The 14,923-nt window shown below is 35.3% G+C and carries 13 protein-coding genes; 10 read left to right on the top strand and 3 right to left on the bottom strand.

Features of this window, described 5'->3' with window-relative positions; translation table 11 throughout:
- The first annotated feature begins 44 nt into the window (after positions 1-44).
- Genes ACNF4Z_RS03740 through ACNF4Z_RS03730 form a run of 3 tightly spaced genes read left to right on the top strand, consistent with a single transcriptional unit; the run spans position 45 to position 3,656 of the window.
- Positions 45-1,124: a M24 family metallopeptidase gene (locus ACNF4Z_RS03740; RefSeq protein ID WP_458327910.1), complete on the top strand. Its 1,080-nt coding sequence runs from the start codon at positions 45-47 to the stop codon at positions 1,122-1,124.
- Positions 1,121-2,659: a gamma-glutamyltransferase family protein gene (locus ACNF4Z_RS03735; RefSeq protein ID WP_458327909.1), complete on the top strand. Its 1,539-nt coding sequence runs from the start codon at positions 1,121-1,123 to the stop codon at positions 2,657-2,659. Before ACNF4Z_RS03740 ends, ACNF4Z_RS03735 begins: the two co-directional genes overlap by 4 nt.
- Positions 2,640-3,656 carry a hypothetical protein gene (locus tag ACNF4Z_RS03730; RefSeq protein ID WP_458327908.1) on the top strand — a complete coding sequence of 339 codons (1,017 nt, stop codon included), beginning with the start codon at positions 2,640-2,642 and terminating at the stop codon, positions 3,654-3,656. The genes ACNF4Z_RS03735 and ACNF4Z_RS03730 overlap by 20 nt, the downstream gene beginning before the upstream one ends.
- Before the next feature lie 243 nt (positions 3,657-3,899).
- On the opposite strand, the gene ACNF4Z_RS03725 is transcribed toward ACNF4Z_RS03730, so the two are convergent.
- The 3 genes from ACNF4Z_RS03725 to ACNF4Z_RS03715 are packed head-to-tail and all read right to left on the bottom strand — an operon-like array spanning position 3,900 to position 6,039.
- A complete protein-coding gene (locus tag ACNF4Z_RS03725) occupies positions 3,900-4,277 on the bottom strand; it encodes a 30S ribosomal protein S8e (RefSeq protein WP_458327907.1) in 378 nt (125 codons plus the stop codon).
- Between the two features lie 56 nt (positions 4,278-4,333).
- The gene (locus ACNF4Z_RS03720) at positions 4,334-5,110 is read right to left on the bottom strand and encodes an ABC transporter permease (RefSeq protein WP_458327906.1); all 777 of its coding nucleotides are present in this window, start codon (positions 5,108-5,110) and stop codon (positions 4,334-4,336) included.
- Positions 5,107-6,039 carry an ABC transporter ATP-binding protein gene (locus ACNF4Z_RS03715; RefSeq protein WP_458327905.1) on the bottom strand — a complete coding sequence of 311 codons (933 nt, stop codon included), beginning with the start codon at positions 6,037-6,039 and terminating at the stop codon, positions 5,107-5,109. The genes ACNF4Z_RS03720 and ACNF4Z_RS03715 overlap by 4 nt, the downstream gene beginning before the upstream one ends.
- A gap of 89 nt (positions 6,040-6,128) precedes the next feature.
- Here ACNF4Z_RS03715 and ACNF4Z_RS03710 point away from each other — a divergent pair, with 89 nt between their 5' ends.
- The 7 genes from ACNF4Z_RS03710 to ACNF4Z_RS03680 all read left to right on the top strand — a co-directional run bounded on the left by ACNF4Z_RS03710 (position 6,129) and on the right by ACNF4Z_RS03680 (position 14,901).
- Positions 6,129-8,507, top strand: a complete 2,379-nt coding sequence (locus ACNF4Z_RS03710) for a M1 family metallopeptidase (RefSeq protein WP_458327904.1) — start codon at positions 6,129-6,131, stop codon at positions 8,505-8,507.
- Positions 8,508-8,652: 145 nt separating this feature from the next.
- Positions 8,653-10,332: a B12-binding domain-containing radical SAM protein gene (locus ACNF4Z_RS03705; RefSeq protein WP_458327903.1), complete on the top strand. Its 1,680-nt coding sequence runs from the start codon at positions 8,653-8,655 to the stop codon at positions 10,330-10,332.
- 5 nt (positions 10,333-10,337) lie between these two features.
- Complete coding sequence (locus ACNF4Z_RS03700) at positions 10,338-10,979, top strand: HAD family hydrolase (RefSeq protein ID WP_458327902.1); 642 nt, start codon at positions 10,338-10,340, stop codon at positions 10,977-10,979.
- Between the two features lie 11 nt (positions 10,980-10,990).
- On the top strand, positions 10,991-12,046 hold the full coding sequence (locus tag ACNF4Z_RS03695) for a 3-dehydroquinate synthase (protein ID WP_458327901.1): 1,056 nt from the start codon (positions 10,991-10,993) through the stop codon (positions 12,044-12,046).
- Between the two features lies 1 nt (position 12,047).
- Positions 12,048-12,848, top strand: coding sequence for a shikimate dehydrogenase family protein (locus tag ACNF4Z_RS03690; protein WP_458327900.1), 801 nt, complete (start codon positions 12,048-12,050; stop codon positions 12,846-12,848).
- The gene (locus ACNF4Z_RS03685; protein ID WP_458327899.1) at positions 12,845-13,642 is read left to right on the top strand and encodes a shikimate kinase; all 798 of its coding nucleotides are present in this window, start codon (positions 12,845-12,847) and stop codon (positions 13,640-13,642) included. Before ACNF4Z_RS03690 ends, ACNF4Z_RS03685 begins: the two co-directional genes overlap by 4 nt.
- Positions 13,630-14,901 (top strand): 3-phosphoshikimate 1-carboxyvinyltransferase, encoded by a 1,272-nt coding sequence (locus ACNF4Z_RS03680; protein ID WP_458327898.1) that lies wholly within the window; start codon positions 13,630-13,632, stop codon positions 14,899-14,901. Before ACNF4Z_RS03685 ends, ACNF4Z_RS03680 begins: the two co-directional genes overlap by 13 nt.
- Positions 14,902-14,923: the final 22 nt, after the last annotated feature.

Here is a 14,923-nt window from a genome sequence, read left to right as displayed (position 1 = left end):
AACAATAAAGAAAAACGTTAAAAGTAAATTTTGACTGACCTTTCATGAACGGTTCAAGGATATTTGATTATGCAAGGGAAGCAGAAGCGATTCTCATTGTTAATGGGGGAGAGGGATCACTTGATAAAACTTTCAGATATATTGCAAGACCAAAAAGCGGAATATTTGAAGGTTCCTTTCTGATTGCAAAGCCTGATGAAACAATTATTGTAACTTCAGTGCTTGAGGAAGAGAGCGCAAGAGAAACAGGCCTGAAGGTAGTGACAACAAGATCAAGAAAGGATACTGAGGAAATATTGAAAAATGAGCTTTCAAAATACAATACGATAGGATTAAATTATTCATCACTCACACTTGAAAACTACAAATATCTTCTGAAGGTTATTCCTGATAAAGAATTTGTTGATGTTAGCGTTTCAATACAGGAGGCCAGAAGGATAAAGGATGATGATGAGATTAAAAAAATTAGGGAGGCAGGAAGAATAGCGTGCGAATCAATTGAGAAGGTTTACGAAAAACTTAAGGAAGGTATGACTGAAAAGGAAGTAGCATCACTGGTTGTATATGAGATGATGAGAAACGGAGCAGACAATCCTTCATTTTCAACCATCGTGGCATTCAGTGAGAATGCCTCTCAACCACACTACTCCCCTAAGTTGAGAAAATTGAAAAGAGGTGATATAGTACTCATAGACTATGGTGCTCTCTATCAGGATTACTGTTCTGATGTTACAAGAACAGTTTCATTTGGAAAGGCAGAGGAGAAGATCAAGGATGCCTATGATATAGTTTACAGGGCTCAGGAAAATTCAATGAAAATGATAAGGGATGGAGTTAATGGCAAAGATGTGGATATAAAGGCTAGATCCATAATTGATGGCACTGAATATAAAGACAGATTCATACATTCCCTTGGTCACGGACTTGGAATGGATGTTCACGATCATCCTGCACTTTCTGTCTCACTTGATTTTCCATTGAAAGCCGGTATGGTTGTAACTGATGAACCAGGCATATATGTTCCCGGAAAATTTGGAATAAGAATCGAGGATGACGTACTTGTGAAGAAAGATGGCTTTGAAAAACTAACCTTTGGAGCTACCAAAGAGTTGAGGGAAATATGAGGGCTGATGTTTATTCAAGAAAAGCAATGGTGGCAACCTCAAGTATGGAGGCATCATTGGCTGCCCAGAAGATTATAAATAATGGGGGAAATGTTTTCGATGCTGCCATTGCAGCGTCAGCCACTCTCTGTGTTACACAGAATAACCTGTGTGGCCTCGGAGGTGATGGATTTGTATTGATCCGTAAGGATGGAAAAATCAAGGCTTTGAATGGATCAGGAAAATCTTCCAAAAATGCCAATATTGAGATGTTCAGAGAAAAAGGTATTACCAGCATTCCATCACATGGTCCCATGAGCGCTCTTACAGTACCCGGATTACCATCTCTTATGGAAAAAGTGTTCAAAGATTATTGCAGCATGGAATTGAAGGAGTTATTAAATGACCCGGTAAAACTTGCAATTGATGGGAGAATAGTCACAGAGAAATATGCTGAAAGCGCCAACAGATCTGCAGAGATTACACAAGACAGATATTTCAAAAGTCTTTTTCAACCCAATGGAAGGCTGAAAAGTGGTGATCTCCTAAGGCAACCTGATCTTGGTAAGTTCATGCAATCTTTGATTGAGAATGGCCTGAATTCATATTATGATGGATATGCTCTTGACATATTAATGAAAGGAATTGAAAATACTGAACTCATTTTAGAAGATGATGATTTCAGAAGGCATAAAATCCTGGAACAGAAACCATTAAAAAGTTTGTACAGAAACAATTACATATATGAATTGCCACCTAACAGTCAAGGAGCAATAATAAATCTTTGGTTAAAATTATTTGAGGAAGAAAAAACAGATGTGGCTTCATGGCATGAATCATATGAGAAATATAAAACTGGTCTTATTGCATATGAATTCAGAAAAAAGTTTATTGGTGATCCCGAAAAGGTTCCATTCCCTGAGAATTTTCTGGATGAAAATTTCATCAGTAATATGATGGAGGAGAAAAATGGTATTTTTAATGCAAAAAATGGAGATACAACATACTTCACAATAGGTGATTCAGATGGGAACGCAGTGTCATGGATTCAAAGCAATTACATGGGATTCGGATCACTTGTTGGTGTACCAGGTACAGGAATAGTCATGCAAAACAGGGGTTCTTATTTTACATTAGATGAGAAACATCATAACAGATTGGAGCCAGAAAAAAGAACATTCCATACACTGTGTGCCACAATGATTGAGAATGAAGGAGACCTGTTTGCAACTCTTGGTACAATGGGTGGGGATATTCAGCCAATAGTTAATTTTGATCTTATAAACGGAATTCTTATTGATGGAATGACCCCACAGCAATCTATTGACAGGCCAAGGGGAGTATTCAACGGTACGATCTATTCTGATGAGTACGAGTTTTTATATGAGGAGGGATTTGAACCACAGAATGAAGTTTTAAAAATGTTCAAAAGAATAAGAAAAATAAACTACGGAAGTTCCCTTTTTGGACATGCACAGGCCATTACATATAAGGATGGTATTCTGACTGGTGGTGCAGATCCAAGAGGTGATGGTTATGCAATCCCAGTTATCTGAAAACTACAGTGCCTTTAGAAAATCCAACATAAAAAAGTATCTAGAAAATCTTGAAGAAACAAAGTTTCAGATGATGGAGGATGTAATCAGTTATCTGAAACACCTGAATAAGAAGGAGAAAGAGCAAAATACAGAAAAAATGAAAAGGGTTCTAAGAGGGATTATCTCTTCAGCTTTTGATATAGAACCATTGGACTTTCTTCTTCATTGCCTGGCGGCTATAAATCTTGAATATTTCACAAACAAAGCATTGATTTCACTAAGAAGAATATATGAGGAAAGTCTGAACGGTATTCAAACTGAGCTTTACAGGGACTGTGCAATGAATCTTGGATTTAACGTATTTTATAATGTTGATAATAACACTTTCAGTGTTTCAATAGGTGTATTTACAAGATCGACAAGAAGAATTTCCGGTCCACCTTACAGATTGAAATATCAGACATTCAAAGATGGGCGTGTTATTGTTGTACCTTCACTTATGAAAAAGATACTTAGGGAACTTTTTGTACTACAGTGTAAGGACAGGGTAAATAGTATCCATGGACAGGAAGCAGAAGAACTAACCTCAGACTTCAAGAATGAACTTGAGGAAATAAAAAACAAAGCTTCTTCACTTTACAAGGAAGCATCATATGGTTCAATAGATACGTCAGCCTTTCCCCCATGCATAAAGGAATATATGGGACAGATCGAAAGGAGTGAGAATTTACCCCACCTTGCAAGATTCACACTAGTTGCTTTTTTGAATCAGATTGGAATGGATGAAAAATCAATAATTGGCATATTTGGCAATGTACCAGATTTTGCAAAAGAAATTACGCAGTATCAAGTTAGGCACATAATGGGAGAAATAAGTGGAACGAAATACAGTCCTCCAAAATGTGAAACACTGAGATCTAACCACATTTGTTATATGGGAAACGATAAATTATGCCATGACGAAAAAACAAAACATCCTTTGAATTATTACAAAATTAAAAAGAAAACTAAATGAGCTTTCTTTCAATATTTTTTATTATGGTTGTCTTCTTAAGATTTGAGTCAATTTCATAAATTTTACAGTTTTCATGAGGTAATCTGGGATATCTGCCTTCTCTTATAGTAAAAAAAAGGCCCATACCTTTCAAAATACTTTCAAGCCTCTGTTCTGAAAAATTTTTAGCAGATTCAATCTTTATCTTTCTGCCCAATCGTCTTGATAATTTTGGATTAAAATACTGAGAGTATAATGTGCATTTCATATAAGTATGGCGTTTACAACTCCATCCTGACCAGGTCTGGAAGTTACCCTTGCATTACCGTTTTCTGTTTCAATTATGACTCCTTTATTTATGATATTTCTTTGTACATAGTGCTGATTTGCAGGATTTTCCTTGACAGTTTTAATCCTTGCTTTTATTGTTTTTTTCTCAGCAGGAATGTATACATTTGCATATTCTGCTCTCATCAGCATAACCTTTGTGTTGGCTCCTCTTACCCTCAAAACAGAATTTTTCTCTGATCCAATTCTTGTTAAGGATGGCTCTCTGCCAATTTCTGATCTTCTTTTTGATCTTAATTTTTTATATTTTCCACCAGTGAATTTTCTTTTTGCCCTTCCCTGAAAATATGTCAATTTTTCACCTTTTTAACCTTTATTGAAAATGACATTTAAATTTTTCTAATCTCCATTCATATGCCGGTCTTTATGTTTCTGTAAACGATGAGTGCCATTATGAAAAATAATAGCATTGCTATAAACAGTATGAAAACATCCGTTAATATTGAAAATGGAGCATTGTATAGAAGTGAAAACCTCAGAGAGTTTACAACATAACTTAAAGGATTGTAGCCTGCTATAAATTTTAGCCAGTCCGGGGTCTTGTTATCAATTGGATAAAATGCAGTGCTTGCAAAATCTAGAAGAAAGAAAAGTACAATTGTTATTGTATTGTATGCTTCAAGTGTTTTAACAACTCCTGATATTATAATAAATATGAGAGAAAATAGCATTGTTCCAAAAACAATTGCAAGGATACTTGTCAGTACACCAATAAGACTTGTTGAAAATGATATCCCTGCGAGGAAAGAAAATGAAACCATTATGCCGCTCCCGACCAGGGAGAAAAATATAGATACACAAAGAATGCCAAGAATATATTCACTCCTTCTGAAAGGGCCTACCATTATCTGTTCAAACATACCCCATCTTCTGTCTGACCATAACATACTCCCACCTATGTTCCCAGCTGTAAATGATTGAAGTGCAATTATTCCTGGTGCCAGAAAATCCAGATAAGAACTGTTGGTTTGACCTGAAATTGAAACAGATGGTATGATTGATGAAAACATCTGCCCCATCACAAAAAGATACAGTGTTGGAAGTCCAAGCATAAATATCATTGTCCCTACATCTATGTTAACAAGAATGTTTCTTAATGTAAGTTTTAGAAAACCTGGAATTTTCATTCTCTCATAGCCTCCAGAAATACATCATCTAGTGTTGTGGAATCCATCGATATACCCTCAACCTCTATTTGATTTGAATCCAGAACCCTAAGTAATTTTATTACAGATTTATCAATGTCTGAACTAATTATTATTATCTCACTCTCATTTATTTTGAGTTCCTCATCATCTTCGGGTGAAAACCATTCACTAAATAATGATTTAGACCTTTCATCAAGATAACATCTTACCTTTGCTATTTTTTTAACCTTTACTTTTCCTTTCAATTCCTGAGGTGTTCCTTCCATCATGATCTTTCCCTTGTTTATTATGCATATTCTGTCACATATGTAATCTGCCTCTTCCAGATTTTGGGTGGTGAAAAATACTGTTAAACCCTCTTCTGCCTTTTTCTTTATGAAATCAAGTATGCTTCTCCTCATTATAGGGTCCAAACCCACAGTAGGCTCATCCAGAAAAAGTATATCCATTGGATGCATGAATTCCCTAGCAACCTGAACCCTTTTCTTCTGACCACCACTGAGATCAAACATCCTTTTCTTTCTCATTTCTGTCAGGCCGAAAAGATCCATGAGCTCCTCTTTCATCCTATTGCTCTTCTCTTTAGGTATATTCCACAGTATTCCATATATATCAAAATTTCTTTCAACGGTTGTGAAATCAAATGCGTCTCCTTGCTGAACTACACCTATTCTTCTCCTGATCTCCATTCCGTTCACATTGGGATCAAAACCCAGTACATTCACAATCCCACTATCGTATTTGATGAGAGAAGTTAGGATCTTTATGGTTGTACTCTTTCCCGCACCATTCCTTCCAAGAAATCCAAATATTTCTCCTCTTTCAACTGAAAAACTAATTTTATCCACTGCGTTTGTTTTACCATCATATGATTTGCATAAATCTGATACAAGAATGGTGCTTTCCATTTAAAGGATATTTTTATTAGGTATTTATTCTCTTGTGAGTGCTATTAAAAAAGGATAAAAATTAATCTCTTATGTTAATCTGACCCCTTATGGATATTGAGAACTACAACCTTGAATTAAAAATGGATTGGGATAAAAAGCTCTATAATGGTCGTGTGGACATCACCCTTAAAGGAAAAGTTGAAAATCCCGTAATTAACTGGGACGGTGATTTTCCAGATAAATTAATGTTCAACGGTAAAAATTTAAATGCTAAAATGGGAGAAAGAAAGGACGAGCTGCTCTTATTTGCTTCATCGGAAGATGGAGGGATTTTGCACATAGAATTTCATAAGGAGGTCTCAAAAACACTTACTGGTATGTATCTGGCAAGGACACCGGAAGGGAAAGAGATGGTTACTACGCAATTTGAGTCCATAGGAGCAAGAAAAGCGTTCCCATGCTTTGATGAACCAGCCATGAAGTCCACTTTCAAGATTACTGTATCTGTGAACAAAGATCTTGAGATAATTTCAAATATGGAACCAGAGAAAATTGAAAAAAACAAAGACGGTGTAAAATACATATTTGAAAAAACCCCAAGAATGAGCACCTATCTGGTATACATAGGTATTGGGGATTTTGAAACTATGAAATCCAATTACGATGGAGTGAAACTACACCTTTCAGGATTAAGAGGTAATTTAGATACTTCTGATTTTCCACTTACCATTGCATCTCAATCAGTTGAGTTTTTCAACAAATATTTCGGAATAAATTATGTGCTTCCAAAAATGCACCTTATTGCAGTCCCTGAATTTGCAGCAGGAGCAATGGAAAACTGGGGAGCGATCACGTTCAGAGAGGTTGCTCTTCTCGTAAATAAAAGTACAGGTAATGCTCAAAAGAAGAGAGTTGCAGCAGTTATAGCACATGAAATTGCCCATCAGTGGTTTGGAAATCTTGTTACAATGAAATGGTGGAACGACTTGTGGTTAAATGAATCTTTTGCAACATTCATGATGTACAAGATGGTGGAAAAATATTATCCTGATTGGAAGGTGACAGGTGATATGCTCCTCACCAGAGGGAGAGGGGCCTTCACAGATGATTCACTTAAAAGTACACATCCAATTGAGGCAAACGTAAGAACACCCGAAGAAATTGAACAGATATTTGATCAGATAAGTTACGGCAAGGGTGGAATGATTCTTAGAATGATTGAGGATTATGCAGGTGAAGAGAATTTCAGGATGGGTTTGCATGAGTACCTTTCTTCATTTTCATATTCAAACGCTGAGGGCAACGATCTATGGAGGAGCATCGAGAAATTTGCAAAAAAGGGCATAGAGAATATAATGTCTTTCTGGATAAAAAACGAAGGATACCCATTTATAAAGATTGAAAAGAATGAAAATAAGTTGAAACTGAAACAGGCAAGATTTCTATTGAATGGAGAGGAGGAGGAAAAAATCTGGCCAATTCCTCTTACAGTCATGAGAAAAAATGGAAAGGAAACTCTATTATTTGATAAGAAAGAGATTGAGATTCCATGGGAAAATTTTATAAAACTAAATGTAAATGAGAAGGGATTTTACAGAGTTCTTTACCATGATGAATTTTATAGAAACATTGAAAAAATCTGGAGTTCACTTGATTACACTGACAAATTTGGAATTGCATTTGATCTTTATGCTTTTCTGATCTCAGGAAAGATAAAATATGATTTGTACCTTGATTTCGTTGAAAAAATAAGCTCAGAGGAAGATTTCAATACAGTTATGCAGGTTTCAAACGATCTATGGGAATTGTTGAGGATAGGGGATAATTCCAGAATAGAGAATGTTGCCAAAAAATTCCATAAGGCTCAGTATGAAAGACTTCTTAATAAGAAGAGGGATACCAATGACAGTATTCTTCTTGGTATGGTAACAAGAAGACTTGCAGAGCTTGACATTAATTTTGCAAGGGAGAATTCATCAGGATTTGAAAAAATAGAGGAAATAGAACCAGATCTGAGAGATGGTGTAGTTGCCTCCTATGCAATCTGGAAAAAAGATTTCCAGAGGATGATTGAAAAACTTAAATTGCTCAAAAGTGACGAAGACAGGACAAAAATAATTTCAGCACTTGGAATGTTTTCGGGTGAAGATAAATTCAATGAAGTGATTAAACTGATTTCATCAGGCATTATAAAGAAACAGGATATTTCAACATATTTCCTATCCTTTGCAATGCAAAAAACAAACAGGGATCTTGCGTTTGAAAAAACAGGTGAGATTGTAAACATAATTAATGAATATTTCAGTGGATCATCTCAGGCTTCAAATTTTGTATATTCTACAATACCATACACAGCAATAGGTAGATTAAATGAAGCCAGAGATATGCTTAAAAAAATTGATAATGCAAAGATACACATGGGCATCTCTAAAGGTCTTGAAAGATTGGAAATCAATGACAGATTCTATAAATTACTAAAACATTAATCCTTTTATTATATATAAACTAACTAAATTGAATATTAAAAAAAGCCTCTATTTTAGTATGTTTTGAACAACCGTTTTATTATAAATTTTGTCAATTAGACAAAAACCTTTAATACTTATGAAAATTTATCATGAAAGTGATTGGATGACGAAGATTGTACTTGTTTCTGACAGCACACTAAGTTATGAATACAGAAATTTTCCTTTGCTGGATTTTTTACCCTGCGCCCCTGGTAATGCCATACCGGAAAGGATATACAAATTTCTCAAAGGCCCTGCACCACCAGCAAAGCCAAATGGAGAGGCACTATTTGCCCCTTATTCAATAAGAAAACTGGAGGCATCTTTACTCACAAAATACAAAAGAGAGGAAATAGCAGTTGCACACGAGGATTATCTTGAAAATTTCATAAAGGATGATACAGAGATAATTGGTGTAACAACAATGGATCCTCTTGGGATAGGCCCAACAACCATGTCATACTACGCCCTTTTTGGTGGAAATCTTGATGCTTGGGTTAGAAGGGACTGGGATGCCCTAATATCAAAGATTAATGCAATTAGGAAAGGAAAAAAAGCAAAACTGATAGTTGGAGGTCCTGGTGTCTGGGAATTCACTATTCTTAGAGATGAGATAGACAAATACAACTTTGATTATGTTTTTCAGGGGGAAGCGGATGATATAGCACCCTTTTTATTTGAACAAATTATGAATGACGACATTGACAATAAAATGTTTCAGAGAGGATATTTCAGTTATGATGAAAATTTCAAGAGAGTTACAAAAAACGACCCCCTGTTCCTCTCCCGTGGTTTTTCAAAGGCAGCCTATCCAAAGCTGGAAGAGATTCCAAATATAGTCAATCCTGCAATGAAAGGGATGGTGGAGATTATGAGAGGTTGCGGTGTTGGCTGTGATTTCTGTGAAGTAACACTTAGACCTCTGAGATATTACCCCATTGAAAAGATTGTGAAGGAGATTGAAGTAAACAGGGATGCAGGTATCACTAATGCCTGGTTACACTCTGATGAGGCATTTGGATACAAACACGGAAACTATTTTGCACCCAATGAAGAGGCCCTTACGGAACTGTTCCAGGCAGTTATGTCTGTTAAGGGAATTAAAACCTCAAATCCAACACATGGGAGAATATCAATCCCGGCAGGATACCCAGAGTTGATGGAAAAATTATCAAAAATATTAAAGGCCGGTCCGGATAATTGGATTGGAATTCAGACTGGTGTGGAAACAGGCAGTGATGAACTTGCAAGAAAGCACATGCCAAATAAAACACTTCCATTGAGAATCGGGCCCGATGGAAGCTGGCAGGATATTGTTTGGGAAGGTGTCTACGTTGAAACTAAAAACTACTGGAGACCAGCATTTACCATTCAGGTAGGTCAGGAAGAGGAAACTCCCGAGGATAACTGGCAGACAATTGAAATGATAAACAGACTTAGCAACTCTTATTCCGAGGGCAGACCCTTCGAATTTACTGTGACACCATTGGTAAATGTGCCACTTGGAAGGATAAAATCAAGAAATCTTAATACTGATCTTCTGACAAAGGACATGTACGCGGTTTACTATGCATCCTATAGACATCTTGCAAAGATGGCAAGGAGAGATGGTTTCAGAGACACCCACGGAAATGTATTCGCCAGGGTTGGAACCGGCTCCATAATATCAGGTGGCGGATACCTTATGATGAAATTCATAGAAAGAAGAGCAAGAAAAGCTGGTGTGGACATAGAAAAAGTGAAAAGGTACGGGATAGAAAACATAAAAGAGATAACTACCTTGTCTGCCCTTTCAAGGGCATAATATTTATGATTAAAAATATTTTATTTGACCTTGATGGTACAATAATAGACAGTGAAGAGTTTTCTGCTCTCTGTACTCAATACGGTTTGATAGAGGTTTTTGGTAAGGTTCCAGAAAATGAGAATGTAAAGGATCTTAGAGGTTTACTAGTCTCCAAGATAATGGAGGAGAAATATGGAGAAGCAGGCAAAAATGCTTATAAAATTGCCAGGGAGCACTTTAACAATAATGTGCATAAATTGGGCCTTTATGAAGGGATAAGGGAAGTGATAGAAAAATTCAGCAATTATGGATATAGGATTGGCATTGTTACTTCAAGCAAAAAGATTTCAGCTTATAAAATGCTTGGAGCAAACTCCATAACTGAATTCTTTTCTGCAATTGTCTGTGCAGAGGATACTGAAATGCATAAACCTGATCCTGAACCAATACTTCTATGCATGAAGAGGATAGGAGCTAAACCTAATGAAACTGTATACATTGGTGATACACAGTATGATATTTTGGCTGCAAAAAGGGCTGGAATAAAGGCTTTTGGTGCGGGATGGGGGGATCCCTGTATCAGCTGTCTGCAGGAAAGCGGTGCCGAAAAAATATTTTACAGGCCTTTAGATTTTTTAAAATACATAAATGAAATTAATGCCTGAGGCTTATAAAAATGTTCTACAGAAAAACTTTCGAAATTGCAGGTACTACTGAGGATTTTATGTTAATAGATTCTGAAAAAATAGACAAGATAAATTTTGATTCAAACAGTTATGCAATTGTAAGCCAGGGACTTCTGGACTCCTACAAGTTTATTTACAAATTATTCGATGAAAATAGAATAATAACTGTTATGGATGGAGAAAATGGAAAATCCATGGAAAGTGCCATAGAGGTTGTTGAAAAACTTAATGAAATGAATGTTGAACGTGATGCCCAGATTGTGGCAATAGGAGGCGGAACCGTAGGTGATCTGGCAGGATTTTTATCCTCAATATACAAAAGAGGATTGAGGATTTCTATGATGCCTACTACAATACTTTCAATGGTAGATAGTTCAATTGGTGGTAAAAATGGCATTAATTTCAAAAATATAAAGAATTTAATCGGAACATTCAGATTTCCTGAAAAAATTGTTGATATAATTGATTTCGTTGTTGGTAAGAAAAATCTATTTGAAGATGGACTTGGAGAAATAATAAAGCATGGATTCTCCTTAAATTATAAAATTATTGATATACTGATGAAGAAAGATGTTCAATCATATAAAAATCAGGACTATCTTGGGAATATAATAATGGAAAATGTGGATGCAAAGATGAGTATTTGCATGAAGGATCCCTTTGAGAGAGAACATATTAGGGAGGTGCTTAACATAGGACATACAATTGGCCATGCGGTTGAGGCAGTAACGGAGAACAGAATTAAACATGGAATAGCGGTGATTTATGGAACAATAATAGAAAATAGAATTGCTCTTAACTTGAAACTTACTGACTTTGATGTGGAAAAAAGGTTAAAAAACATATTGAAAAGTTTTGAAATTCAACTAAACTTTTCAGAAAATTTTAATTCATCTGAAATTGCCAGATATATTATGAACGATAAAAAATTGCACGAAGGAAAGTTAAATTTTCCAATTATTACTGGTAAAGGAACTTCAAGGGTTGAACCCATCAGAATTGAAAAATTCTTAAATATGCTCAACAATGTGAGTCTGGAGATTTAATATGTACGGACTTTTGGGAAACCCTGTATATAGATCATGGAGTGAATTCTTATTTAACAGAATATTTGAAATGGAAGGGAGGGATGAAATTTATTGCGCAATGAATGTTTCTGAAAATAATATTGGTAAATATTTCAAACCTTCAATAAACTGTTTCAATGGCTACAATGTAACATCGCCTTTCAAAAAAGAGGTTATGAAATATCTTTGGTTCAAGGAAGAGAGAGCCTGGGCCATTGGGAATGTAAACACAATTGTGAGGATTGGGGATCAGTATCACGGTTTCAATACTGACTACTTTGGAGTAAAGAAAACCTTTGAAAGCAATAATTTATCACTAAACAATAAAAATATTCTGATACTCGGCGGAGGAAACCTTTCAGATACAGTGAAATATTACCTTATTACAAATTTTTCCAATATCAATTTAAAGATTATGACAAGAAATCCCGCAGTACGGGAAAATCTAAAAAATGACAGATCATACATTTCATATTCAGATAATTTCAATGCCGACATAATAATTAACTGCACCACCATTGGAATGATGGAGGATGATATTCCCCCCATTAAGGAAAATTTAATCATAAACTCTTCACATATAATAGATCTGACTTATCAGAGGGAGAGAACAAAATTGCTTAGAATGGGAGAAAAATATGGCAAAAAAATTTATAATGGGAGACTGATGTTTTTTGAACAGGCATATGAAACATATAGGGTTTTCTTTCAGGATTATTGCAAATTAAATATTTTTGAGAATGCAATCAAGGAAACAATTGAACATTTTGATTTAAAATGAAAATATATACCAATTCCGGCATTTCCGTTCTGAGTGCATTTGCTACAGGCAGAGGTTCAGCAGTTGCAACAAAAATGCAGATGTGCATCGAAAGTACAAATAAAATTGTGAAAGAGACAGATCATATTTCACAGTTGATCTCAGAATTTACCGGGGGAGATCAGATTCATTTCAGAGTTATTCAGGAAATACCACAAATGCAGGGTCTTAAGAGTTCAAGTGCAATTGTTGGGGGTGCCTTAATGCTCAATATTTTAACAAATAACATTGAGATAAAAATGGATGACATTCTCAAAATTGGTAGTGAGATCTCAATTAAACTTGGCTTATCCGCCACAGGTGCCACCGATGATCTGGCTGCTTCATTGTTGGGTGGACTTACAATATGTGATAACAAAGAGAGGAAACTAATAAAGAGATTGGATGTTCCTCCTCTTTACGCAATTATTATTTCATTTTCCGGTGAGATTTCAAGTAAAAAATTCGGTGATAATGATTTTTCAACGATTAGGGACCTCTTTCCAGATCCATATGAAATAAATGAAAAAAATTTTCTTGAAATTGCAGTTAAAAACGGTTTTCTTCTTTCCAAAATTAGTGGATTCAAAATACCAGAAAACATAGTGAAAAACAGTTCTGCAAATTATCTTGGAATAAATGGAAGAGGGCCATCCTTGTTCCTAATTTATGATGATTCAGCAAAGATGGAAAATGATCACAGACTGTTTTTAAAAATGGGCTTCACGGTTTATAAAACTATTTTAAATAACATGGGATTTGAATGGTTGCCATAAAGGTTTTAAAATCTGACTTTGATGGAGAAGTTATACCTCCAGTCAGCAAAAGCTATTCTCAAAGAGTCCTTTTGATTGCAGGGCTCACAGAATCATGTGTGAGTATAAAAGAGTGGAATATGTCAGATGATGAGAAACATGCCTTAGACTCCATTAATAAAATGGGCGGTGAGATTCAGCATGAAGGTGGATTTCTAAATATAAAAGGTAATTTGAATTCAAATGATTCTGTTATAGACGTTGGTGAATCCGGTACCCTTCTAAGGCTAATATTGCCTTTAATTGCCGGGAAAAAGATGCGAGCAAAAATACTCTCATCTGGAAGACTACTTCAGAGGCCTCTTGATGATATGTTTAGCTTTTTGAGGAAATTCGGGTCTATTGTGAACATTGAAAATAACATGATAATAATTGATGGCTCAAATTTCAGAATTCCTGAAGTGTCTTTTATAAACTATGAAAAAAGTTCTCAGTTTTTATCCGGGATACTCATGATGCAAGCAATATTCGGAAATTCAGGAAATTTTGTTAAAATTAACAAACATGTGCCTGTTTCAGGTTATGTTGATCTTACCATTAATATAATTGAGGAATTTGGAGGTAAAATTTCAAAGTTAGATGAGGAATTCATTATTGAAAGGCCAATCCATGGAATTAAAAAAAATATTAAACTTGAGAGAGATTTTTCGTCGGCATCGTTTATTATTTCTTCGGCACTTATAAATTCAAAAAATGGCATATTGATAAAGGAATTAAATCTAAATAGCAAACAACCTGACAGGGCCATAATTGATTTTGTAAATGAGAACTTGGAAAGGAGGCATAATGGGTCAATTTTTGTTCAACCTCTACAAAATGATTCTTTTAAAGAGTATAGAATTGATGCCAAGTTAAATCCGGACCTTGTACCTCCAATGGTTCTTTTAAGTACTGTCAATAAAAAGTTGGTAAATGTTGAGAATTCAGAATATCTAAAGGGAAAGGAGAGTGACAGGAAATTCTGGATAGAAAAAAATGCAGAAATTATTGGAGTGAAACATACAATTAATAGAGGAATCTTATCATTTGAAAGAGGTGAACTGAAGGAAAGTGCCATTTTTGACTGTGCATCTGACCACAGAATTTCTATGATGCAAACTATCGCTGCATCATTACTTTCAAAAGGTGGCACAGTAGATTGCGTGGAAAGTATCTCAAAAAGTTACCCCGACTTTCTAAAAGACATGACTGTCCTTGGCTTGAAATACTTTAAAATTTAATAGATCAGGAATATTTACCATA

The sequence above is a fragment of the Caldiplasma sukawensis genome (assembly GCF_052315375.1).
In the GTDB taxonomy this organism is placed as follows: Archaea; Thermoplasmatota; Thermoplasmata; order Thermoplasmatales; family Thermoplasmataceae; genus Cuniculiplasma.
The sequence above is the reverse complement of the archived record's forward strand: the minus strand, read 5'-3'. Positions and strand labels throughout refer to the sequence as shown.